Source organism: Stenotrophomonas maltophilia, from assembly GCF_900186865.1.
GTDB lineage: Bacteria > Pseudomonadota > Gammaproteobacteria > Xanthomonadales > Xanthomonadaceae > Stenotrophomonas > Stenotrophomonas maltophilia.
On the sequence record NZ_LT906480.1, the window covers coordinates 4,310,782 to 4,333,935 of the forward strand.

General features: G+C 65.4%; 24 protein-coding genes. 11 read left to right on the plus strand and 13 right to left on the minus strand.

The genetic code is table 11. From position 1 onward, the window contains the following. The first annotated feature begins 65 nt into the window (after positions 1-65). Both gloA and CKW06_RS20300 read left to right on the plus strand, forming a co-directional pair. On the plus strand, positions 66-584 hold the full coding sequence (gene gloA, locus CKW06_RS20295) for a lactoylglutathione lyase (RefSeq protein WP_005414533.1): 519 nt from the start codon (positions 66-68) through the stop codon (positions 582-584). 94 nt (positions 585-678) lie between these two features. After that, positions 679-1,107 carry a VOC family protein gene (locus CKW06_RS20300; protein ID WP_005411114.1) on the plus strand — a complete coding sequence of 143 codons (429 nt, stop codon included), beginning with the start codon at positions 679-681 and terminating at the stop codon, positions 1,105-1,107. Positions 1,108-1,174: 67 nt separating this feature from the next. Here the strand turns inward: CKW06_RS20300 and CKW06_RS20305 are convergent, their stop codons facing one another. Together CKW06_RS20305 and glmS are read right to left on the minus strand one after the other, a co-directional pair. Further along, entirely contained in the window at positions 1,175-1,606 is a 432-nt protein-coding gene (locus tag CKW06_RS20305; protein WP_005411115.1) for a CBS domain-containing protein, read from the minus strand. Positions 1,607-2,052: 446 nt separating this feature from the next. Then, positions 2,053-3,891 carry a glutamine--fructose-6-phosphate transaminase (isomerizing) gene (gene glmS / locus CKW06_RS20310; RefSeq protein ID WP_005411116.1) on the minus strand — a complete coding sequence of 613 codons (1,839 nt, stop codon included), beginning with the start codon at positions 3,889-3,891 and terminating at the stop codon, positions 2,053-2,055. A gap of 203 nt (positions 3,892-4,094) precedes the next feature. Between glmS and CKW06_RS20315 the strand changes: the two genes are divergently transcribed. The 7 genes from CKW06_RS20315 (at position 4,095) to CKW06_RS20345 (ending at position 11,893) form a co-directional block, all read left to right on the plus strand. Further along, positions 4,095-5,372: an efflux RND transporter periplasmic adaptor subunit gene (locus CKW06_RS20315; protein ID WP_012481314.1), complete on the plus strand. Its 1,278-nt coding sequence runs from the start codon at positions 4,095-4,097 to the stop codon at positions 5,370-5,372. Between the two features lie 35 nt (positions 5,373-5,407). Next, the gene (locus CKW06_RS20320; RefSeq protein ID WP_005411118.1) at positions 5,408-6,133 is read left to right on the plus strand and encodes an ABC transporter ATP-binding protein; all 726 of its coding nucleotides are present in this window, start codon (positions 5,408-5,410) and stop codon (positions 6,131-6,133) included. 10 nt (positions 6,134-6,143) lie between these two features. Then, positions 6,144-7,442 (plus strand): ABC transporter permease, encoded by a 1,299-nt coding sequence (locus tag CKW06_RS20325; protein WP_024957069.1) that lies wholly within the window; start codon positions 6,144-6,146, stop codon positions 7,440-7,442. A 20-nt stretch (positions 7,443-7,462) separates the two neighbouring features. Next, positions 7,463-8,680: an ABC transporter permease gene (locus CKW06_RS20330; RefSeq protein WP_024957070.1), complete on the plus strand. Its 1,218-nt coding sequence runs from the start codon at positions 7,463-7,465 to the stop codon at positions 8,678-8,680. A 16-nt stretch (positions 8,681-8,696) separates the two neighbouring features. After that, on the plus strand, positions 8,697-9,074 hold the full coding sequence (locus CKW06_RS20335) for a PDZ domain-containing protein (protein WP_024957071.1): 378 nt from the start codon (positions 8,697-8,699) through the stop codon (positions 9,072-9,074). A gap of 123 nt (positions 9,075-9,197) precedes the next feature. Beyond that, positions 9,198-10,544, plus strand: coding sequence for a sigma-54-dependent transcriptional regulator (locus tag CKW06_RS20340; protein WP_024957072.1), 1,347 nt, complete (start codon positions 9,198-9,200; stop codon positions 10,542-10,544). After that, positions 10,541-11,893, plus strand: coding sequence for a sensor histidine kinase (locus CKW06_RS20345; protein ID WP_024957073.1), 1,353 nt, complete (start codon positions 10,541-10,543; stop codon positions 11,891-11,893). Before CKW06_RS20340 ends, CKW06_RS20345 begins: the two co-directional genes overlap by 4 nt. Before the next feature lie 56 nt (positions 11,894-11,949). On the opposite strand, the gene CKW06_RS20350 is transcribed toward CKW06_RS20345, so the two are convergent. Together CKW06_RS20350 and glmU are read right to left on the minus strand one after the other, a co-directional pair. Next, positions 11,950-12,483: a GNAT family N-acetyltransferase gene (locus CKW06_RS20350; RefSeq protein ID WP_024957074.1), complete on the minus strand. Its 534-nt coding sequence runs from the start codon at positions 12,481-12,483 to the stop codon at positions 11,950-11,952. Continuing rightward, positions 12,452-13,819, minus strand: coding sequence for a bifunctional UDP-N-acetylglucosamine diphosphorylase/glucosamine-1-phosphate N-acetyltransferase GlmU (gene glmU, locus CKW06_RS20355; protein ID WP_005411125.1), 1,368 nt, complete (start codon positions 13,817-13,819; stop codon positions 12,452-12,454). The genes CKW06_RS20350 and glmU overlap by 32 nt, the downstream gene beginning before the upstream one ends. Positions 13,820-13,903: 84 nt before the next feature. On the opposite strand from glmU, the gene CKW06_RS20360 reads away from it, so the two are divergent. Then, complete coding sequence (locus tag CKW06_RS20360; protein WP_024957075.1) at positions 13,904-14,287, plus strand: GtrA family protein; 384 nt, start codon at positions 13,904-13,906, stop codon at positions 14,285-14,287. 327 nt (positions 14,288-14,614) lie between these two features. On the opposite strand, the gene CKW06_RS20365 is transcribed toward CKW06_RS20360, so the two are convergent. The 9 genes from CKW06_RS20365 to CKW06_RS20405 all read right to left on the minus strand — a co-directional run bounded on the left by CKW06_RS20365 (position 14,615) and on the right by CKW06_RS20405 (position 21,831). Then, positions 14,615-15,037 carry a F0F1 ATP synthase subunit epsilon gene (locus CKW06_RS20365; RefSeq protein WP_005411127.1) on the minus strand — a complete coding sequence of 141 codons (423 nt, stop codon included), beginning with the start codon at positions 15,035-15,037 and terminating at the stop codon, positions 14,615-14,617. 113 nt (positions 15,038-15,150) lie between these two features. Further along, positions 15,151-16,557, minus strand: a complete 1,407-nt coding sequence (atpD, locus tag CKW06_RS20370; protein WP_005411128.1) for a F0F1 ATP synthase subunit beta — start codon at positions 16,555-16,557, stop codon at positions 15,151-15,153. A gap of 37 nt (positions 16,558-16,594) precedes the next feature. Then, on the minus strand, positions 16,595-17,458 hold the full coding sequence (gene atpG / locus CKW06_RS20375) for a F0F1 ATP synthase subunit gamma (RefSeq protein ID WP_005411129.1): 864 nt from the start codon (positions 17,456-17,458) through the stop codon (positions 16,595-16,597). Positions 17,459-17,555: 97 nt separating this feature from the next. Beyond that, entirely contained in the window at positions 17,556-19,103 is a 1,548-nt protein-coding gene (gene atpA / locus CKW06_RS20380; protein WP_005411130.1) for a F0F1 ATP synthase subunit alpha, read from the minus strand. 44 nt (positions 19,104-19,147) lie between these two features. Continuing rightward, positions 19,148-19,675 (minus strand): F0F1 ATP synthase subunit delta, encoded by a 528-nt coding sequence (locus CKW06_RS20385; protein ID WP_005411131.1) that lies wholly within the window; start codon positions 19,673-19,675, stop codon positions 19,148-19,150. A gap of 2 nt (positions 19,676-19,677) precedes the next feature. Beyond that, positions 19,678-20,148, minus strand: a complete 471-nt coding sequence (locus CKW06_RS20390) for a F0F1 ATP synthase subunit B (protein ID WP_005419512.1) — start codon at positions 20,146-20,148, stop codon at positions 19,678-19,680. Between the two features lie 106 nt (positions 20,149-20,254). Next, on the minus strand, positions 20,255-20,560 hold the full coding sequence (atpE, locus tag CKW06_RS20395; RefSeq protein ID WP_005411133.1) for a F0F1 ATP synthase subunit C: 306 nt from the start codon (positions 20,558-20,560) through the stop codon (positions 20,255-20,257). A gap of 73 nt (positions 20,561-20,633) precedes the next feature. Further along, on the minus strand, positions 20,634-21,434 hold the full coding sequence (atpB, locus tag CKW06_RS20400; RefSeq protein WP_024957076.1) for a F0F1 ATP synthase subunit A: 801 nt from the start codon (positions 21,432-21,434) through the stop codon (positions 20,634-20,636). Between the two features lie 31 nt (positions 21,435-21,465). Next, positions 21,466-21,831 carry a hypothetical protein gene (locus CKW06_RS20405; protein WP_006394654.1) on the minus strand — a complete coding sequence of 122 codons (366 nt, stop codon included), beginning with the start codon at positions 21,829-21,831 and terminating at the stop codon, positions 21,466-21,468. 457 nt (positions 21,832-22,288) lie between these two features. On the opposite strand from CKW06_RS20405, the gene CKW06_RS20410 reads away from it, so the two are divergent. Beyond that, positions 22,289-23,107 (plus strand): hypothetical protein, encoded by an 819-nt coding sequence (locus tag CKW06_RS20410; protein ID WP_024957077.1) that lies wholly within the window; start codon positions 22,289-22,291, stop codon positions 23,105-23,107. Positions 23,108-23,154 lie beyond the last annotated feature (47 nt).

The window sequence follows — 23,154 nt, forward strand, 5'->3', positions numbered from 1 at the left end:
TCAGGTGCTGGCCGGTAGAATGGCGCCATCCGGCCGGCAACGGCCCTGTCTGAAGGACCTCCCCCATGACCATTCCCGCCCTGCGCGATGTTCCCGGCGTCGCCGCCCAGGCCCCGGCCGAAACCACCGGCTTCGTGTTCAACCACACCATGCTGCGCGTGAAGGACATTGCCGCTTCGCTGGACTTCTACACCCGTGTGCTCGGCTACCAGCTGATCGACAAGCGCGACTTCCCCGAGGCCCAGTTCAGCCTGTACTTCCTGGCCTACGTGCCCGCTGGCGTCACGGTGCCGGAAGATGACAACGCCCGCCGCCTGTGGATGGCCGGGCTGCCGGGCGTGCTGGAACTGACCCACAACCACGGCACCGAAACCCAGGACGGCGCGGTCTACCACGACGGCAACAGCGACCCGCGCGGCTTCGGCCACATCTGCGTGTCGGTGCCGGACATCGAGGCTGCCTGCCAGCGCTTCGAGGATCTGGGCGTGACCTTCCAGAAGCGCCTGACCGACGGCCGCATGAAGAACCTGGCTTTCATCAAGGACCCGGACGGCTACTGGGTCGAGATCATCGCCAACGTCTGACCCGAAAAGGGGACGGAGGGGATTAAGTCGTTTCTGGCATTATTGGGCTGGAAGCGACTTAATCCCCTCCGTCCCCTTTTTCTGCGAGGTTGGTATGGAAACGATGGAACTGCACCGTGGCCGCCTGATCGACCACATCCAGCTGGTAGTGCGCGACCTGGCGGCCAGCCGCCGCTTCTACCAGGCGGTGTTCGATACGATCGGCATCCCGATCGCCGGTGAAGGCGATGACTACTTCTGGGCCGATGAGCTGTTCATTTCCAGCGCCAGCAGCACGGCCGCCACCGGCCAGCTGACCGGCCGCCACCATCTGGCCTTCCAGGCCCGCGACAGCGCCACCGTCGATGCCTTCCATACCGCCGCGATCGCCGCCGGCGGCACCGACAACGGCGCGCCCGGTGAACGCCCTTACCACCCGGGCTACTACGGCGCGTTCGTGCTCGACCCGGATGGCAACAACATCGAAGTGGTCTACCACGGCCCAGCCAGCTACAGCGCCGACTCGGTGAAGGTCACTTTCTGATTTCACCGATGCCGTGAACGAAGAAGCCGGGCAATGCCCGGCTTCTCTGCTTCCAGCGCTGCAGCCCTCAGTGGGCGGCCATGTAGATGTCCTGCAGCACGGCCTTTTCCAGCTCCAGCTCGCCCAGCAGGTTCTTCACGATGTCGCCCAGGCTGAGGATGCCGACCAGACGAGTGCCTTCGGTGACCATCAGATGACGGCGCCGCGAGTACGTCATCAACGACATGGCCTGCTTCAGGGTGGCCTCCGGGGCGATGCCCTCCAGGCCGGTGGACGGCAGGCTGGAAATCACCCGGCGGCCGGCCTGCGGGCCGTCGTCGGCCAGGGTACGCACGATGTCCTTCTCGGAAATGATGCCGACCGGGGCATCGTCCTTCATCACCACCAGTGCAGCGATCCTGTTCGCGCTCATCTTGTGGGCGGCGGCACCGATGGTGTCTTCGGCATCGATGGTGATGACAGCTTCTTTCTTGGATTGCAGGAGTTCGCGGACGTTCATTCTTGTTTCCTGGTGCAGGTCACTGAAGTCAAAAAGTGTGCTCTTCCGATACGCCCCCTCCCCGGGAACAGACCTTTCAGCGCACGTCTGGCGCACCCGGCTGCCGCTTGGAATGGATCGGCAGACGACGTGCTGCAACGCGAACGAGGTGGGCTCAACCGCTCAACCCGGACCTCGGTCAAATCGATTCTACGACTGCGACCATCGGTCACTACCGGCATCGATGGGACAGTTCGTCGTGGGAACCAACCGACGATCCAGAGAATGGCACCGCGGCTGAAACCGCCGCTGAATACACGCGATGCCACGCGTTAAAGATTGATTGCCTGCTGCCGACGGTGGACAGAACACCCTGTGACTGTCCCACTTGCCGCTGCCACCGGCACAAACGAAAGGGGGCCCACACGGCCCCCTTCGCTTGCAACCTCCAACCGAGCTGACGGGTGTTACTCCACCGTCACGCTCTTGGCCAGGTTGCGCGGCTTGTCCACGTCGGTGCCGCGCGCCAGCGCGGTGTGGTAGGCCAGCAACTGCACCGGAATGGTGTGCACGATCGGGCTGAGCACGCCGGCATGACGCGGCGTACGGATCACGTGCACGCCTTCGGACTCGTTGAAGTTGCTGTCCTGGTCGGCGAACACGAACAGTTCACCGCCACGCGCGCGCACTTCCTGCATGTTCGACTTCACCTTCTCCAGCAGGCTGTCGTTCGGCGCGATCACCACCACCGGCATGTCCTCGTCCACCAGCGCCAGCGGGCCATGCTTCAGCTCGCCTGCCGGGTAGGCCTCGGCGTGGATGTAGGAGATTTCCTTGAGCTTGAGCGCGCCTTCCAGCGCGATCGGGTAATGCAGGCCACGGCCCAGGAACAGCGCGCTGCTCTTGCGTGCGAAACGCTCGGCCCAGGCAGCGATCTGCGGCTCCATGTTCAATGCGTGCTGCACGCTGCCCGGCAGGAAGCGCAGCTGCTCGAGGTAGTCCGCTTCCTGCGCCGCGTCGATGCGGCCGTGCAGCTTGCCCAGCACCACGGTCAGCTGGAACAGTGCCGCCAGCTGGGTGGTGAAGGCCTTGGTCGAGGCCACGCCGATCTCGGCACCGGCACGGGTGTAGCACACCAGTTCGCTGGCGCGCGGAATCGCACTTTCCGGCACGTTGCAGATCGACAGCGTGTGCTTGTGGCCCAGCGACTTGGCGTACTTCAGCGCTTCTAACGTATCCAGCGTTTCGCCGGACTGGGAGATGGTGACGATCAGATGCTTCGGGTTCGCGTAGGCCGCGCGATAGCGGTACTCGCTGGCGATCTCCACGCTGCACGGAAGGCCGGCGATGGCTTCGATCCAGTAGCGCGCGGTCAGGCCGGCGTAGTAGCTGGTGCCGCAGGCGATGATCTGCACGCCTTCAGTGCCCGACAGCACCGCTTCGGCGTTCTTGCCGAACAGCCCGGCCGGGAAACCACCGGCATCGATCGCCGCCTCGATGGTGTCGCCCAGCGCGCGCGGCTGCTCGTGGATTTCCTTCTGCATGAAGTGGCGGTACGGGCCCAGCTCCAGCGATGCCAGCGACACATCGGACAGATGCACGTCGCGCTCGATCGGCCGGTCGTGCTCGTCGAAGATGCGCACGCCATCGCGACGGATCTCGGCGGTATCGCCCTCTTCCAGGAAAATGACCTTGCGGGTGGCCGAGATCACCGCCGAGACGTCGGAAGCAACGAAGTTCTCGCCCTCGCCCAGGCCGATCAGCAGCGGGCAGCCCATCCGCGCGCAGACGAAGCGTTCCGGCTCGGCGCGGCTGACCACGGCCAGTGCGTAGGCACCGGTCAGCTCCTTCACCGTATGCTGCAGCGCCACCAGCAGGTCGTCACCACTCTTCAGGTGATGGTGGATCAGGTGTGCGATGACTTCGGTGTCGGTCTGCGACTCGAAGGTGTAGCCCAGCGCACGGAGCTTCTCGCGCTGCTCTTCGTGGTTCTCGATGATGCCGTTGTGCACCAGCGCCACGCCATGGCTGATGTGCGGATGCGCGTTGGCCTCGGTGACGCCCCCATGGGTGGCCCAGCGGGTGTGGCCGATGCCCAGCACCGCGTTGAAGCCCTCGGCCTCGGCCGCCGTGGCCATTTCCGACACACGACCGGTACGACGCACGCGACGTACATCGCGGCGCTCACCCTGGTCGATCACCGCGATGCCGGAGGAATCGTAACCACGGTACTCCAGCCGCTTCAGGCCTTCGATCAGCACCGGCACTACGTCGCGATCAGCGATCGCACCCACGATTCCACACATGTCACGCGTTTCCTTGAAGACGATCGTCGCATTCTAGCCTGCGTGCCCGCGCTCCCCCTCCTGTCCGCTTAATGAAAGTGTCCGGAAAGGTGTCCGCGGACACCCGGACACTTCACACCACATCCCAACTCATTGACCCATAAGGAATTAAAGTTGGCACGCTACGTGCTTGGTACTGGCTACCACCGTCAGGCACGCACCCGATGATCCGCGACACTTCCGCCCAGGACCAGATCGTTTCCTCCACTCCGGCCAGCGCTCCGCGCGCCAACTGGCTCCGTTACCGTTGGCCGGCGCTGGGCACGATCGCCCTGCTCGCCGGCATCGGCTGGGCCGTGCACGCCTGGTCCAACGCCAGCCGTTCCTTCGACAGCAGCCGCGTGCGCATCGCCGAAGTGAAGCGGGGCGACCTGGTCCGTGACATCGCCGCCGACGGCCGCGTGATCGCCGCCAACAGCCCGGTCCTGTATGCCATCTCTGCGGGCACCGTGGACCTGAAGGTGGTCGCCGGTGACGTGGTGAAGAAGGGGCAGGAGCTGGCGGTCATCGACAGCCCCGAACTGCGCAGCAAGCTGGCCCAGGAACAGGCCACCCTGGCCGGCCTGGAGGCCGAGGCCAGCCGTGCCGCGCTGGACGCCACCCTGGCCCGCGCCAAGTCGCGCAAGGAAACCGACCAGGCCACCATCGAACGGCAGGCCGCCGACCGCGACCTGCAGCGCTACCAGCGCGGCTACGACGGCGGGGCGGTGCCGCAGATCGACCTGGCCAAGGCCAAGGACTCGCTGAAGAAAGCCGACATCACCCTGGCCAACGCCACCACCGATGCCCGCCTGCAGAGCCAGGGCGCGGACCTGGATGCCCGCAACAAGCGCCTGCTGGCCGATCGCCAGAAGGCGGTGGTGGCCGAAGTACAGCGCCAGGTCGATGCGCTGACGCTGCGTGCCCCGTTCGATGGCCAGGTCGGCCAGGTGCAGGCGGTGCAGTCCACCAACCTGGCCGCCAATGCCCCGGTGCTGGGCGTGGTCGACCTGTCCAAGTTCGAAGTCGAGATCAAGGTGCCGGAGAGCTTCGCCCGCGACCTGGCGATCGGCATGCCCGCACAGCTGACCGGCGGCAACGGCCAGCCCTTCCCGGGCGAGATCAGCGCGGTGTCGCCGGAAGTGGTCAACGGTGAGGTCAACGCGCGCGTGCGCTTTGCCAGCGCGCAGCCCGAAGGCCTGCGCCAGAGCCAACGGATGTCAGTGCGCGTGCTGCTCGATACCCGCAAGAACGTGCTGAAGGTCGAGCGTGGCCCGTTCGTCGAACAGGGCAACGGCATGGCCTACGTGATGGATGGCCGCACCGCCGTGCGCCGTCCGGTGGAACTGGGCGTCAGCAGCCTGGGCGAAGTGGAAATCAAGTCGGGTGTGCAGCCGGGCGACCGCATCGTGGTCTCCGGCAGCGACCTGTTCAAGGACGCCGAACGCGTCTCCGTCAACTGATACCTGATACCTGAATCCTGGAGAGAGGACACCCCATGTACATGCTCGAAATGCGTTCGGTCGCCAAGGTCTTCCGCACCGAACAGGTGGAAACCCACGCACTGCGCTCGCTGGAACTGCAGGTCAAGGAAGGTGAGTTCGTCGCGGTCACCGGCCCGTCCGGCTCCGGCAAGACCACCTTCCTCAACATCGCCGGCCTGCTGGAAACCTTCACCAGCGGTACCTACATGCTGGACGGCCAGGACGTGAGCACGCTGGGCGACGACGCCCGCAGCCGCCTGCGCAACCAGAAGATCGGCTTCATCTTCCAGGGCTTCAACCTGATCCCCGACCTGAACCTGTTCGACAACGTCGACGTTCCGCTGCGCTATCGCAGGATGAGCGCCAACGAGCGCCGCGAACGCATCGAGAAGGCACTGACCCAGGTCGGCCTGGGCTCGCGCATGAAGCACTATCCGAATGAACTGTCGGGTGGCCAGCAGCAGCGCGCGGCCATCGCGCGTGCGCTGGCCGGCAGCCCGCGCCTGCTGCTGGCCGACGAACCGACCGGCAATCTGGATACGCAGATGGCCCGGGGCGTGATGGAGCTGCTGGAGGAGATCAACGCCGCCGGCACCACCATCGTGATGGTCACCCACGACCCGGAACTGGCCGCGCGTGCGCAGCGCAACGTGCACATCGTCGATGGCCAGGTGACCGACCTGGTGCGCGAGCCGGTGCTGGCCACGCCGTTGCGCCACATCGTCGCCGTCAACGAGTGAGGGCCCGACCATGTTCGCCTACTACACCCGACTGGCGGCGCGCAGTTTCCGCCGCAACAAGGTCCTGACCGCGCTGATGGTGATCGCCATCGCGCTCGGTATCGGCGCCTCGATGACCACGTTGACCGTATTCCACGTGCTGTCCGGCGACCCGATTCCGGGCAAGAGTGACCGCCTGTTCTACGTGCAGCTCGATGCCGCGACCGGCGCCTATGTCGCCGGCGAGGAACCGGAAACCCAGCTGACCCGCTTCGACGGTGAAGCGCTGCTGCGCGAGGCCAAGGGCGAGCGCCAGGCGCTGATGAGCGGCGGCGGCGGCACCATCGAACCGGACAACAGCACGCTCAAGCCCTTCAGCATCGACACCCGCTGGACCTCGGCCGATTTCTTCCCGATGTTCGAGGTGCCCATGCAGTACGGCCGCCCCTGGACGCGCGAGGACGATGAAGGCCGCGCACGCGTGGTGGTCATCTCCAAGGCGCTCAACGACAAGCTGTACCAGGGCGCCAACAGCGTGGGCCGCGACCTGCGCATGGAAGGCCAGAGTTACCGCATCGTCGGCGTGATGAAGGAATGGAGCCCGGAGCCGCACTTCTACGACCTGACCACCGGCAGCTACGGCAAGAACGAAGACCTGCTGCTGCCGATCTCCACCTCGTTGGACCTGAAGCTCGGCAACAACGGCAACATGAACTGCTTCGGCGAAAACCCCGACGGCAACAGCTACTCGCTCAATGCCCCGTGCGCGTGGCTGCAGTACTGGGTGGAAATGGACCCGGCCAAGGCCGGCGACTACCGCCGCTACCTGGAGAACTATTCGACCCAGCAGCGCGAGGCCGGCCGCTTCAAGCATCCGCCGAACGTGCGCCTGCGCACCGTGATGGAATGGCTGGACTTCAATGGTGCAGTGCCCAGCGACGTGCGCCTGCAGCTGTGGCTGGCGCTGGGCTTCCTCGGTGTCTGCCTGGTCAACACGGTAGGCCTGCTGCTGGCCAAGTTCCTGCGCCGCAGTGGTGAGATCGGCGTGCGCCGTGCACTCGGTGCCAGCCGTGGCCAGATCTTCCTGCAGTGCCTGGTGGAAGCCGGCGCGGTGGGCGTGGTCGGTGGCGTGCTGGGTATCGGCCTGGCCCTGCTTGGCCTGTTCGCGGTGCGCCAGCAGCCGGTGGAATACGCAAAGCTGGCCCACCTGGACGGCAACATGCTGCTGCTCGCGCTGGGCCTGACCCTGTTCGCCAGCCTCGCCGCCGGATTCCTGCCCGCCTGGCGCGCGATGCAGGTCACCCCGGCCATCCAGCTCAAGTCGCAGTAAGCACCCGAACGAGGACTCCCATGGACATCCGCCCCATCCTCAGCACGCTGCGCCGGCACAAGACCGCTGCCGCCCTGATCGTGCTGGAAGTCGCACTGACCTGCGCCATCGTCTGCAACGCGCTGTTCCTGGTCAGCCAGCGCGTGGAGAAAATCAGCATGCCCAGCGGTATCGCCGAGAGCGAACTGGTGATGCTGCGCGTCAGTGGCATCGGCAAGCAGACCGACGCCATGTCCCGCACCCGCGAGGACCTGGCATCGCTGCGCGCGATTCCCGGCGTCAGCAACGTCACCATCATCAACCAGGTTCCCTTCCGCAACGGCTCCTCCAGCAGCAGCATCTCGCGGGTGATCGACCAGGAACGGCCGACCACCAACGCTTCGATGTACACCCTGTCCGAGAACGGGCTGGCCACGATGGGCATCAATCTGATCGCCGGCCGCGATTTCCTGCCCGACGAGTACCAGAACTTCGAAGACGTCAGCAAGGGTGGCGCCAAGGAAAAGGCCATCCCGGTCATCCTCGCCCAGGCCACCGCCGCCAAGATGGAGCCCAACGGCAGCGCCCTGGGCAAGACCTACTACATGGGCAAGCAGTCGCTGCATGTGGTCGGCATCGTCGACACGCTCAGCACGCCCAATGGCTGGAATGACAACTGGACCAACTCGATGCTGCTGCCGATCCGGGTCAGCTTCGACAAGGGTGGCACGTACGTGTTGCGCACTTCGCCGGAACGCCGCCAGGAGGTGCTCGATGCCGGTGCCGCCGCGCTGGAGCGCAACGACCCCAACCGCCTGATGCGCGACAAGCTGACCTATGAAGACCAGCGCAAGGACTTCTTCAAGAACGACCGCGCGATGGTCGGCCTGCTGATCACTGTCAGCATCTCGCTGCTGGTGGTCACTGCGCTGGGCATCATCGGCCTGGCCAGCTTCTGGGTGCAGCAGCGCAGCAAGCAGATCGGCATCCGCCGTGCGCTGGGCGCCACCCGCGGGCAGATCCTGCGCTACTTCCAGACCGAGAACTTCCTGCTGGCCTCGCTGGGCATCGTGCTGGGCATGCTGGCGGCGTACGCGATCAACCTGGCCCTGATGAACCTGTACGAGCTGCCGCGCATGCCGCTGTACTACCTGCCGCTGGGTGCGCTGCTGCTGTGGATACTGGGCCAGATTGCGGTGTTCGGTCCGGCACGGCGTGCGGCGGCGGTACCGCCTGCGGTCGCCACGCGGGGCGCGTGAGATGCGTGCCTGCGCGATGTGCCTGATGCTGCTCCTGCCCCTGCCGGCGCTGGCCGGTGGTGGCAGCGCACAGACGCTGGAATGGCGCCGCGATGGAGCGCGGCTGTCGCTGCGCTCGACCGAAGGCCAGGTGCATGTGGAGGCCGCCAGCCCGGAAGTGCGCTTCGGCGTGCGCAGTGGCGATCGCATCCTCCGCGTGGACGACACGGCGGTGCGCCGGGTTGAACATCTGGCCGAGGCACTGCGCCATTCCCACGCGGCCAGCGCCTATCTGTTGCTGCGCCGCGACAAGCGCGAACTGACGGTGGCGGTCAACGCCGCTGCGTGGCGACAGGCATTGGAGGTCCCGCCACCACCCGCGCCACCACCTCCGCCAGCCCCACCCGGGCGCTGAGCATCATCCGCTCCTGCACGGCCACAGGTTTGGCTATGCTTGATGGGTGGCGCCGGGCTCTCCCGGTGCGTGGACACGAACGGCTCCATCGGCGCCGCCCATCCCTTTCTGCAGAACCGCTTGATGCCTGCGATCCTGATCATCGACGACAACGCCAGCGTGGGTACTGCGCTGGACGTGCTGTTCTCCCTGCACGACATCGACACCCTGCAGGCGCACACGCCCGCCGATGGGCTGGCCCTGCTCGAGTCGCAGCCGGTCGATCTGGTGATCCAGGACATGAACTTCAGCGAGGACACCACCTCCGGTGAGGAGGGCGAAGCGTTGTTCGCGCAGATCCGTGCGCGCCATCCGGACCTGCCGGTGATCCTGCTGACCGCCTGGACCCACCTGAGCAGTGCAGTGGACCTGGTCAAGGCCGGTGCGGCCGACTACCTGGCCAAGCCCTGGGACGACCGCAAGCTGATGACCACGGTCAACAACCTGCTGGAACTGTCCGAGGCACGCCGCGAACTGGACCGGCGCCGCAGCCGTGAACTGCACCAGCGCAACGCGCTGGAAGAGAAGTACGACCTGTGCGGCGCGGTCTTCGCCGACCCCGCCAGCGAGCGCGTCATCGCCCTCGCCTGCCAGGTCGCACGCTCGGAACTGCCGGTACTGATCACCGGCGCGAACGGTGCCGGCAAGGAGAAGATCGCGCAGATCATCCAGGCCAATTCGCTGGTGGCCAAGGGCCCGTTCGTGGCGGTCAACTGTGGCGCGTTGCCCTCGGAACTGATCGAAGCCGAACTGTTCGGTGCCGAGGCCGGTGCGTATACCGGCGCCAACAAGGCGCGCGAAGGCAAGTTCGAGGCCGCCGATGGTGGCACCCTGTTCCTGGATGAGATCGGCAACCTGTCGCTCGGCGGGCAGATGAAGCTGCTGCGCGTGCTGGAAACCGGCCGCTTCGAGCGCCTGGGTTCCAACCGCGAGCGCCAGGTCAAGGTCCGCGTGGTCAGCGCGACCAATGCCGACCTGCCGGCGATGATCCGCGAGGGTACCTTCCGCGAAGATCTCTATTACCGCCTCAACACGGTGGAACTGGTGCTGCCGCCGCTGGCCGACCGCCCGGGCGACATCGTGCCGCTGGCCGAGCGATTCCTGACCGCTGGCAAGCCGCTGTCCAGCGCCGCCACCGCAGCACTGCAGCGGCACCCCTGGCCAGGCAACGTGCGCGAGCTGCGCAACGTGATCCAGCGTGCCGAACTGCTGGCCACCGGCAACCGCATCGAAGTGGCCGATCTCAACCTGCCGCGCGCAACCGTCGTACCACGACCGGCACCCAGCGCAGACAATGATCCCGACCGCGCACGCATCGAGGATGTGCTGGCACGCAACCATGGCGTCATCGCCCAGGCTGCCGCCGAGCTCGGCCTGAGCCGCCAGGCGCTGTACCGGCGCATGGACCGCCACGGTATTCCACGCGAATGAAGCGGCGCTCGTTCACTTTCCGCCTGTTCCTGCGCCTGCTGCCGGTGCTGGCACTGGCTGCGGCACTGCCGTGGCTGCTGGCCTACTGGATGGACCATGGCTGGGTGGTGACCACGGTGTCGGCGCTGATCCTGCTGTCGCTGATGTGGTGGACGCTGCGTCGGGCTACCGCCCCGGTGCGGTCACTGATGCGGGCCCTGGCGGGCACCACCAGCAGCTATCGCGACGGCGAATACAACTTCGGCGTGCACTGGCCCGGCAATGACGAGCTCGGCGACCTGGTGCAGGCACACCGGGAGCTGGGTGATGTACTGCGTGAGCAGCGGCAGGGCCTGGTGCAACGTGAGCTGCTGCTGGACACCATGGTGCAGAATACGCCGGTTGCGATGCTGTTGATCGCCTCCGGCGGTGATGGCATCGCCCGCGTGGTGTTCTCCAACCTGGCCGCGCGCAAGCTGCTGCACGGCGGTTGGAAGCTGGAAGGCCAGCGCCTGGAAGACGTGCTGGAACAGGTGCCGGTGGAACTGCGCGATGCCATCGCCCGTGGCGGTGACAGCCTGTTCGCGGTGCACGCCGAGGGGGAGGACGGCGATGAGGATGACGAGCAGGTCTATCACCTCTCGCGGCGTGCCTTCCAGCTCAACGGTCGTCCGCACGACCTGCTGCTGGTGCGCCTGTTGACCGCCGAGCTGCGCCGCCAGGAAGTGCAGACCTGGAAGAAGGTGATCCGGGTGATCAGCCACGAGCTCAACAACTCACTGGCGCCGATTGCTTCGCTCGCCCATTCCGGCGGCGTGCTGGTGCAGCGTGAACGCTTTGACCGGCTGCCCGAGATCTTCACCACCATCGAGGATCGCGCACGCCACCTGGAAGGCTTCATCCGTGGCTATGCGCGCTTTGCCAAGCTGCCACAGCCGCAGCTGCAGACCGTGCACTGGGCGCCGTTCCTGTCCAGCCTGCGCCAGCAGATCCCGTTCGGCATGGAACGTGAGCCGGACGAGGAGCTGAGCAGCCGCATCGACATCGCGCAGTTCGGGCAGGCGTTGTTGAACCTGCTGAAGAATGCGCACGAAGCCTGCGCTGAAGCCGAGCCGCCCAACGACGATGTGCAGGTACAGCTGACCCGGCTGCCGCAGTGGCTGCGCCTGGACGTGCTTGACCGCGGCAAGGGCATGAACGAGCAGGTGCTGCAGAACGCACTGATGCCGTTCTATTCGACCAAGCGCAATGGCACCGGGCTGGGGCTGGCGCTGACGCGGGAGATCGTGGAGGCCCACGGCGGACGGGTGTCACTGCAGAACCGCAGCGATGGCGGGTTGTGCGTGTCGATCCTGCTGCCGGTGGGTTGAGCGGACCGATCGGGTAGATCCACGCGATGCGTGGATTTGCCGACCGAGGTCGGCACCTACCAGGCCTGCCGCATCGCCACGCGTAGATGCATCGGAAACCCCAGCGCGGCCTCTTCGGCCATCACCGCCTGCAGCCCTGCACCCCACTCCGCCTCCGGTACGGCGACGAACCCTTCACTGGCATAGAAGGCCGCATTCCACGGCACGTCGGACAACGTGGTCAGCACGGCCGAGCGATAGCCCTCCGCCCGGGCCTGTACCAATGCATGGCGCAACAACGTGCGCCCATGACCTTGCCGCGCGTGTGCAGGATCCACATCCATCTGCAGCACGTGGAACTCACCTGCCAGTTCGCCGGCAAGCAGATAGCCGGCGATGCCACCGTCAGCCGCATCCACCACCCACAGCTGCCCGCGTTCAAGGCCATCCTGTAGTGTCGGCAGGTCCAGGCCATGCCCGGCGAACACCGGATAGGCCTCATGGCCCCTCAACACCTCGCCGGCGCGCTGCTCGATGCCGGGCAGCACACCGAGTTCATCGGCGCGGGGAATGCGGGGCTCAGGACTTCTTGAGCGGGCGCTTCCAGCCATCGATGGTTTCCTGCCGGGCACGTGCCAGTGTCAGCTTGCCGTCCGGCGCGTTGCGGGTGATGACCGAACCGGCGGCAATGGTCGCGCCGTCGCCAATGGTCACCGGTGCCACCAGCGAACTGTTGGAGCCGATGAACGCGTTGTCGCCGATGGTGGTGGTCGACTTGTTCACGCCATCGTAGTTGCAGGTGATGGTGCCAGCGCCGATGTTCACCTTGCTGCCGATCACCGCATCGCCCAGGTAGGTGAGGTGATTGGCCTTGCTACCGACACCCAGCGTGACCTTCTTGGTCTCGACGAAGTTGCCGACGTGCACGCCATCGGCCAGCACGGTGCCCGGTCGCAGGCGCGCGAACGGGCCGATCTGCGCGGCGCCCTCGGTAACCACGCCCTCCAGGTCGCAGTGCGCACGCACTTCGGTGCCCGGCCCAAGGTTGACGTCCTTCAAACGGTTGAACGGACCGACGGTGACGCCGTCGCCGAGCACCACGTTGCCCTCGAGCACGACATCGACGTCGATCAGCACGTCGCTGCCTACGGTGACAGTGCCGCGGATGTCGAGCCGGGCCGGATCGCGCACGCGCGCCCCCTGTGCGCACAGGGCCCGTACCGCACGACGCTGCCAGGCGCGCTCCAGCTGCGAGAGCTGCCAGGGGTCGTTTGCCCCTTCGGCCTCCTGCGCGTCGGCCACCAGCGCCATTTCGGCCGGCGTGTATTCATGGGCGGCAAACGCAAAGACATCGGTGAGGTAGTACTCGCCCTGTGCATTGCTGTTGGAAAGCTGGGACAGCCAACGGCGCAGCGCAGTCGATTCGGCGGCGATGATGCCGGTATTGATCGTACGCACGCGCAGCTGGTCATCGGTGGCATCCTTCTGCTCGATGATCGCGCCAACCTTGCCCTCGGCATCGCGCAGCACGCGGCCATATCCGGTCGGGTCATCGACATCGGCCACCAGTACCGCCAGCCGGCCCGGCTGTGCGAGCAGGTCGCGCAGGGTCTGCGCACGGATCAGCGGCACGTCGCCGTACAGGACCAGCACCTGCGCCAGGTCGGGAACCTGGGGCATCGCCTGCGCTACCGCATGGCCGGTGCCGAGCTGCTGAGCCTGCTCGGCCCATTGCAGGTCGGGCTGGCCGGCGAAGTACTGGCGCACCGCCTCGCCGCCATGGCCATGGACCACGTGGATCGCCGCCGGCTGGAGCTCGCGGGCCGCGTCGATCACGTGCGCCAGCATCGGCTGGCCCGCGATCGGCTGCAGCACCTTCGGCAGCACCGACTTCATGCGCTTGCCTGCGCCGGCAGCGAGGATGATGACGTGCAGGGGTTGGGTCATGGGAACGGCGGTCCGTGGTTCGTTGCCGGTGATTCTAGAGCGTGCGCCGTTAACATGGGCATCCCTCCTCTCCTCGCCATGCCGATGAGCCTCGTCCGCCAGGGAAGCGCCTACCTCGTCATCGGGCTCGTGCAGCTGCTGCTCGACTGGCTCGTGTTCGTGGTCACCACCGCACTGGGCATGCCAGTGGCGCCGGCCAACATCGCCGGGCGCCTGGCCGGCATGCTGCTGGGCTTCTGGCTCAACGGCCGCTACACCTTTGCCGAGGCCGGCACCCGCAAGCTGGGATGGAAGCGATTTGCACGCTTCTTCGGCCTATGGCTGCTGCTCACCGTGGCGAGCACATTGCTGGTGAGCCTGGTGGACCACGCGCTGGGCCTGCAGTACACCTGGCTTGCCAAACCGCTGGTGGAAGGCGGCCTGGCGTGTGTGTCGTTCCTGCTGATGCGGTACGTGGTGTATCGCTGAGACGGCACCAGGATCGGGATCGGGATCGGGATCGGGATCGGGGACCGGGATCGGGATCGGGGACCGGGATCGGGGACCGGGATCGGTGATCGGGATCGGGATCGGGACTGGGGACCGGGACTGGGGACCGGGACTGGTAGAGTCGACTGGTAGTCGACTAACGCGCGCAGCGCGGGATTTTCGCGGCCTGAACGTAGAGCAGTCGACTAACAGTCGACTCTACCCAGTCGACTCTACCCAGTCGAATCCACCCGGTCGACTCTACCCAGCCACCCGAACAAAAACGCCGGCGCAGGGCCGGCGTTTTCGTGGATGCAGCGCGGAACCTCAGTGCTTGAGGGTCTTACGCAGGCGTTCCAGGGCCTGCAGCTGGACGACGGCTTCGGCCAGCTTCTGCTGGGCTTCGGCCACTTCCATGGCTTCACCGCGGTTGGCCAGGATGCGCTCGGCTTCTTCCTTGGCCTTGCGGACCGAGGCTTCGTCGATGTCCTGCGCGCGGATCGCGGTGTCGGCCAGCACGGTCACCACCTGCGGCTGCACTTCCAGGATGCCGCCGGAAATGGCGAAATCCAGCTGCTCGCCATTCGGCGTGGTCACCACCACCTTGCCCGGCTTCAGGCGGGTGATCAGCGGCGCGTGCTTGGGCGCGATGCCCAGTTCGCCCAGCTCACCGGTGGCCACGACCAGGGTCGCTTCGCCACGGAAGATTTCCTGCTCGGCGCTGACGATGTCGCAACGGATCGTGCTCATGCAAATCTCTTCGCTGTTCGCGGCGGCGCAATGCCGCCGTGGGAGTCCACCGGCGCGGGCGGTTGCCCGGCGCCGGCGTCAGGTCGGGCAGGATCGCTCCCGCCCGCCCCGGATCAGGCCTTCTCGGCCATCTTCTTGGCCTTCTCGACCGCTTCTTCGATGCCGCCGACCATGTAGAACGCCTGCTCCGGCAGGTGGTCGTACTCGCCATCGACGATGGCCTTGAAGCCACGGATGGTGTCCTTCAGCGGCACGTACTTGCCCGGCGAACCGGTGAACACTTCGGCCACGTGGAACGGCTGGCTGAAGAAGCGCTCGATCTTACGGGCGCGCGACACGGCCTGCTTGTCCTCTTCGGACAGTTCGTCCATGCCCAGGATCGCGATGATGTCCTTCAGTTCCTTGTACTTCTGCAGGGTCTGCTGGACGCGCTGGGCGGTGTCGTAGTGCTCGTGGCCGATGACCAGCGGGTCCATCTGGCGGCTGGTGGAGTCCAGCGGATCCACGGCCGGGTAGATACCCAGCGAGGCGATCGAACGCGACAGGGTAACGGTCGAGTCCAGGTGGGCGAAGGTGGTTGCCGGCGACGGGTCGGTCAGGTCGTCCGCGGGAACGTAGACGGCCTGGATCGAGGTGATCGAACCGTTCTTGGTCGAGGTGATGCGCTCCTGCAGGACGCCCATTTCCTCGGCCAGGGTCGGCTGGTAACCCACGGCGGACGGCATGCGGCCCAGCAGTGCCGACACTTCGGTACCGGCCAGGGTATAGCGGTAGATGTTGTCGACGAACAGCAGGACGTCCTTGCCCTTGCCGTTTTCGTCCTTCTCGTCGCGGAAGTACTCGGCCATGGTCAGGCCGGTCAGGGCGACGCGCAGGCGGTTGCCCGGCGGCTCGTTCATCTGGCCGTACACCATCGCCACCTTGTCGAGGACGTTGGAGTCCTTCATTTCGTGGTAGAAGTCGTTGCCCTCACGGGTACGCTCACCCACGCCGGCGAACACGGACAGACCGCTGTGCGCCTTGGCGATGTTGTTGATCAGTTCCATCATGTTGACGGTCTTGCCGACGCCGGCGCCGCCGAACAGGCCGACCTTGCCGCCCTTGGCGAACGGGCACATCAGGTCGATGACCTTGATGCCGGTTTCCAGCAGTTCGGTGGCCGGGGACTGGTCTTCGTACGACGGGGCCGCACGGTGGATTTCCCAGCTGTCGCTGGCGGCCACCGGGCCGGCTTCGTCGATCGGACGGCCGAGCACGTCCATGATGCGGCCCAGGGTGCCAGCGCCGACCGGCACCGAGATGCCACGGCCGGTGTTGACGGCAACCAGGTTGCGCTTCAGGCCGTCGGTGGAACCGAGGGCGATGGTACGCACCACGCCGTCGCCCAGCTGCTGCTGGACTTCGAGGGTGATCTCGGTGTTTTCCACCTTCAGTGCGTCGTACACCTTCGGCACCGATTCACGCGGGAATTCGACGTCGACGACCGCGCCGATGATCTGAACGATCTTGCCCTGACTCATTGCTGCATCCTCTAATGTGTGCTTTGAACGAACGCGGTCAGACTGCTGCCGCGCCGCCGACGATTTCGGAGATTTCCTGGGTGATCGCTGCCTGACGCGCCTTGTTGTAGACGAGCTGCAGGGTGCCGATCAGCTTGTTGGCGTTGTCGCTCGCCGCCTTCATCGCAACCATGCGTGCCGCATGCTCGGAGGCGACGTTTTCCAGCAGTGCCTGGTACACCAGCGACTCGATGTAACGCGTCATCACGTGCTCGAGCACGGTCGCGGCATCGGGTTCGTACAGGTAGTCCCAGTCGTGGTGAGCGACCTGCTTCTCAGCCGGCGGCAGCGGCAGCAGCTGATCGAAGCTGGCCTTCTGCACCATGGTGTTCACGAAGCGGTTGTAGACCAGGTACACGCGGTCGATCTTGCCTTCGGTGAAGGCGTCGAGCATGACCTTGATCACACCGATCAGCGATTCCAGCTTCGGCACGTCGCCGATGTGGGTCACGCTGCCGACCATGTTGACCTTCACGCGGCGGAAGAAGGTCGAAGCCTTCTGGCCGATGGTCACCAGGTCCACTTCCGCACCCTTGTCCTGCCATGCCTTGGCTTCGCCCAGCATCTTGCGGAACAGGTTGTTGTTCAGGCCGCCGGCCAGGCCGCGATCGGAGGAGATCACGATGAAGCCGACCCGCTTGACCTGCTCGCGCTCGACCAGGAACGGATGCTGGTAGTCGGTGCTGGCCTGGGCCAGGTGACCGATCACCTGCTTCATCGCCTGCGCGTACGGACGCGAGGTCTTCATCCGATCCTGCGCCTTGCGGATCTTGGAGGCCGAGACCATTTCCAGGGCGCGCGTCACCTTGCGGGTGTTCTGCACGCTCTTGATCTTGGTTTTGATTTCGCGTCCGCTTGCCATCTCTTGTTTCCCGTGGCGCGGGGCTGCTGCCCCGCGTTGTTCAACCGTTTGTCATCTGGTCCAGCGGAGCCAGCGGCTCCGCTCTACAGGACCGCGATTACCAGCTGCCGGTGGTCTTGAACTCGGCGATGCCCTTCTTGAAGGCACCTTCGATGTCGTTGTCCCAGCCGCCGGTGGCGTTGACCTTGCTGACCAGCTCGCCCTGGGTGTTGGCGAAGTGGGCGTGCAGGCCTTCTTCGAACGCCAGCAGCTTGTTGACCGGCACGTCGTCGAGGTAACCCTCGTTGACGGCGTAGATCGACAGTGCCTGGTTGGCGATCGACATCGGCGCGTACTGCTTCTGCTTCATCAGCTCGGTGACGCGCTGGCCACGCTCCAGCTGCTTGCGGGTCGCTTCGTCCAGGTCCGAAGCGAACTGCGCGAACGCAGCCAGCTCGCGGTACTGGGCCAGCGAGATACGGATGCCGCCGGACAGCTTCTTGATGATCTTGGTCTGGGCCGAGCCACCGACGCGCGACACCGAGATACCGGCGTTCACGGCCGGGCGGATGCCGGCGTTGAACAGGTCGGTTTCCAGGAAGATCTGGCCGTCGGTGATCGAGATCACGTTGGTCGGAACGAAGGCGGACACGTCGCCGGCCTGGGTTTCGATGATCGGCAGCGCGGTCAGCGAACCGGTCTTGCCGGTGACCTTGCCTTCGGTGAACTTCTCGACGTACTCCTCGGACACGCGGGCAGCGCGCTCGAGCAGACGGGAGTGCAGGTAGAACACGTCACCCGGGTAGGCTTCACGGCCCGGCGGGCGCTTCAGCAGCAGCGAGATCTGGCGGTAGGCGACAGCCTGCTTGGACAGATCGTCGTACACGATCAGCGCGTCTTCGCCGCGGTCCATGAAGTACTCACCCATGGTGCAGCCCGAGTAGGCGCTGATGTACTGCATGGCAGCCGATTCGGAAGCGGTCGCGGCCACCACGATGGTGTGGGCCAGCGCGCCGTTCTCTTCCAGCTTGCGCACGATGTTGGCGATGGTCGAAGCCTTCTGGCCGATCGCAACGTACACGCACTTGATGCCGGTGCCCTTCTGGTTGATCACGGCATCGATCGCCATCGCGGTCTTGCCGGTCTGGCGGTCACCGATGATCAGCTCGCGCTGGCCACGGCCGATCGGGATCATCGAGTCGACCGACTTGTAGCCGGTCTGCACCGGCTGGTCGACCGACTTGCGCCAGATCACGCCCGGCGCAACACGCTCCACCGGAGCGGTCAGGTCGGTGCCCAGCGGGCCCTTGCCGTCGATCGGCTCGCCCAGCGCGTTCACGACGCGGCCCAGCAGTTCCGGACCGACCGGCACTTCCAGGATGCGGCCGGTGGTCTTGGCGACGTCGCCTTCGCGCAGGTGCTCGTAGTCACCCAGCACCACGGCGCCGACCGAGTCGCGCTCCAGGTTCAGGGCCAGTGCGAAGGTGTTGTTCGGCAGTTCGATCATTTCGCCCTGCATCACGTCGGCCAGACCGAAGATGCGCACGATGCCGTCGGACACGCTGGTCACGGTGCCTTCGTTGCGCGATTCCGCGGCCAGCTTGACCTTCTCGATGCGGTTCTTGATCAGTTCGCTGATTTCGGAGGGGTTGAGCGTGGTTGCCATCGTCAAGTCCTAGTGCCGGCAGCGGGGCCGGACGTTAAATGAATTCAGTTAGCGAGCGCGGTCTGCAGACGGGCCAGCTTGCCCTTCAGCGAACCATCGATGACCACGTCGCCGGCGTCGATCACGGCGCCGCCGATCAGCGAGGCATCGACCGCGGTGGTCACGTCGACCTCGCGGTTGAAGCGCTTGCGCAGCGCGACCTTGATCGCGTCCAGCTCACCGGCCGACAGTTCGGCGGCCGAGGTGACGGTGGCCTTGACCACGTGCTCGGCTTCGGCGCGCAGGGCGTCGAACATGCCGGAAATCTCCGGCAGCAGCGGCAGACGATGCGATTCGGCCAGGATGGCCAGGAAGCGCGAGTAGGTCTCGCCGTGGGACACCGGCGCCAGCAGGGCGACGGCGTCGTCACGACCCAGCTCCGGGTTGGCGAGCAGGGCCGCCACGCGCGGGTCGGCGGCGACGTGGGCGGAGAACGCCAGGGCGTCCGACCACGGCGCGAACGCGCCTTCGTCGCGCGCGGTCGCGAACGCGGCGCGGGCGTACGGGCGGGCAAGCGTGAGGGCCTGGCTCATCCTTAGATCTCCGAGGCCAGCTCGTCGAGCAGCGCCTTGTGGGCGTTGGCGTCGATTTCGCGCTTGAGCAGCTTTTCGGCACCGGTCACGGCCAGCGCGGACACCTGCTTGCGCAGATCTTCACGGGCACGGTTGGCGGCGGCGTCGATTTCAGCCTGGGCCAGTTCCTTCTGACGGGTGGCTTCGGTGATCGCTTCGTTACGGGCAGCATCAACGATCTGGTTGGCACGCGCGTGGGCCTGATCGATGATCTCGTTGGCCTTGGTGCGTGCTTCCTTCAGCGCTTCGTTGACCTTCTCCTGCGCCTGGGCCAGATCTTTCTGGCTGCGGTCGGCAGCAGCGAGGCCTTCAGCAATCTTCTGCTGGCGCTCTTCGATCGCGTTCATCAGCGGCGGCCAGATCTTGGTCGCGATGATCCAGATCAGACCAGCGAAGGCCAGCGCCTGCGCAAGAAGGGTGAAATTGATATTCATGGTTAGCTCGATCGCTGGTTTCGGGGTGGACGCGCCGCCGTAGCGGCACATCCGGCCTTCATCCGAAACCGGGTGCATCAGCACCCGGTCGTCTCAAACCGCTGTATCAGCCGGCCAGAGCCTTGGTGACGGCGCCAGCGAAGGCAGCCGACAGCGGGTTGGCGAAGGCCAGCAGCAGGCCAACGGCGACCGAGATGATGAACGCGGCGTCGATCAGGCCGGCGGTGATGAACATGCGGACCTGCAGGACCGGGATCAGTTCCGGCTGGCGGGCGGCCGACTCCAGGAACTTACCAGCCATGATGGCCAGACCCAGACCGGCGCCCAGCGCGGCCAGGCCGATCATGATGCCGACGGCAAGGGCGGTGGAGCTCTGAATCTGCGCGAAGTTGGTCAGGACGGCGAAGTACATGGTTATCTCCAGGAACTTAAGTTGCTAAGGGTGATGAAACGGATGAAGGTTGAAACGCGTTGAAGCTTGAAACTCAGTGAGCGTCTTCCGACAGGCTCAGGTACACGATCGACAGCATCATGAAGATGAAGGCCTGCAGCGGGATCACCAGCAGGTGGAACAGCATCCAGCCGAGGCCGAACACACCACCGGCAATGGCACCGAAGAAACCGGCACCACCCAGCACCCAGATCAGCAGGAACACGATTTCGCCGCCGAACATGTTGCCGAACAGTCGCATCGCCAGCGAGATCGGCTTGCTCAGCCACTCGACGATGTTGAGGATCAGGTTGAACGGCATCATCCACTTGCCGAACGGGGCCGTCAGGAATTCCTTGATGAAGCCGCCCAGGCCCTTGGACTTGAGCGCGAAAAACAGCATCAGGAAGAACACGCTGATGGCCATGCCCAGGGTGGCATTGACGTCAGCGGTCGGCACCGGCTTCCAGTAGTGCACGCCCGCCCATTCCAGCGGCTTGGCGATGAAATCGGCCGGGATCATCTTCAGCAGATTCATCAGCAGAATCCAGAAGAAGATGGTGATGGCGATCGGCGTGACCAGCTTGCTCTTGCCGTGGTAGGTGTCCTTGGCCTGGCGGTCGACGAACTCCAGGCAGATTTCAACGAAGGCCTGCCACTTGCCCGGCACGCCGGCGGTGGCCTTGCGGGTGCCCAGCCAGAACGCGACAACGATCACCAGGCCCATCAGGACCGAGGTGAGGAAGGTATCGACGTGGATATGCCAGAACATACCCTCACCCTTGCCGACCGGCGCGGTCAGGTTGTGCAGGTGATGCTGGATGTAGCTGGTAGGGGTTAGAGCCTCGCCCGCCATGTGTCCGGAACCTTCAGTTAATTGAATTCTGTCAACGCCTGGCCATCGCCAGGACCTGGAACATCAAGCCGACGGCGATACCGGCCAACAGCGCCAATGCAGGCAGCTTGAAGACCAGGAACCCCACCAGCAGGACGCCGAAAACCACAACCCACTTGGCCACGATCGCAATGATCAGGCGAGCCATCGCCGATCCTGCGGCCAGTGCCCCACCGCCCAGTGCCATCCGTGCCGCCACCCAGCCACCGGCCGAAATGGCCACACCGGACGCCAGCGCGCCGAGGGCGTATTTCGGACCTACCAGCAGGAAGGCCAGGGCCAGGACAGCCACTGCGGCCAGCGGGTAGACCGCGGCGCGCAGCATCAGTCGCCGACCCGCATCAACGGAGTTCAGCACAGGACGTCCCGCGTGGTTGCAAGTGGAGGGCTGAGGCGGCTACAGCAGGGGGGCCTCATCGAGCCGCCAAATTATAGCAATGGGACAATTTGCGAGACAACCGCTCCCTGTTCATCCCTGGAAGCCGCAAGTTGCGGTAACGGTTACATTTTTGCGTGCCACCAGGGGGACAATGACGTCCGCACCATGTTGCGACGCACTATTGAACTTTGGTCGCAGGCTGCGGAACTTTCGTCAGACATGCCGGTCCGATCATTCGACCTGCCTGCAGCATCCTCGTCGGCTCCGCCCCGCAGGTCCCACGATGGCCCCGAAGCCCGGCTCCGGGGCCATCTTTTTGCATCGTCGCGACAGCACTGAACCGTACACATGCCATGGACCATACGTTCACGCATGGTGGACGGGCCTGTCCGGCACAGTGGCCTTCATTCTGATGAACCACTGCAAGGACTCTTCGATGCGCCCCGTACCCACCCTGCTCGCCTTCTCCCTGCTCGCTGCCGGCGCCTCGTTCGCCAATGCGGCCCACGCCGCCGAAGGCGATGACCGCTTTGCCATCCGTCTGGGTGCGATGAACATCGATTCGGACAACACCCTCCGCGGCAGCACCACCGTGGCCGGCCAGGACATCTCCCTGAACCAGGACTTCAAGCTGGGTGGCAAGGAATGGGAGCCGCGCATCGACGGCATGTTCCGCATCAGCAACCGTCAGCGCCTCCTGTTCAACTACTTCAAGTACGACAAGGACCGCCGCGAGACCCTCGACCAGGGCATTTCCTTCGGCGGTGAGAACGTGCCGGCCGGCAGCTTCGTGAAGGGTGAGCTGAAGTACCAGGTGGCCAGCCTGGTCTATGACTACTCGGTGGTTGATACCGACACCTTCGACCTCGGCCTGCAGATCGGTGGCGAGTACGCCAAGGTCAGCACCAAGGGCTACGCCGACCTGGGCACGGTGTACGAAGGCCAGTTCCTCGACGAGAAGGCCGATGGCGTGGCACCTGTGGTGGGCGCCCGCATGACCTTCACGCCGTCCGAGCGCTGGATGATCACGCTGCAGGGCCAGTACCTCAACACGCGCTGGGGCAGCTTCGATGACTACAAGGGCGACCTGAGCCGCGCCAATGCCATCGTCGATTACCGCTTCACCAAGAACTTCGGCGTGTTCGCCGGCTACGACTGGTTCAAGCTGGACGTGGACAAGAAGGGCAGCGACGGTACTGTCGGCCTGAAGCAGGAATTCAAGGGCCCGGTGGCCGGTATCAGCTTCGTGTTCTGATCCCCCGCCCCTTCCACGGCACCCTCTCTCCTGGCGCGGCCTCCGGA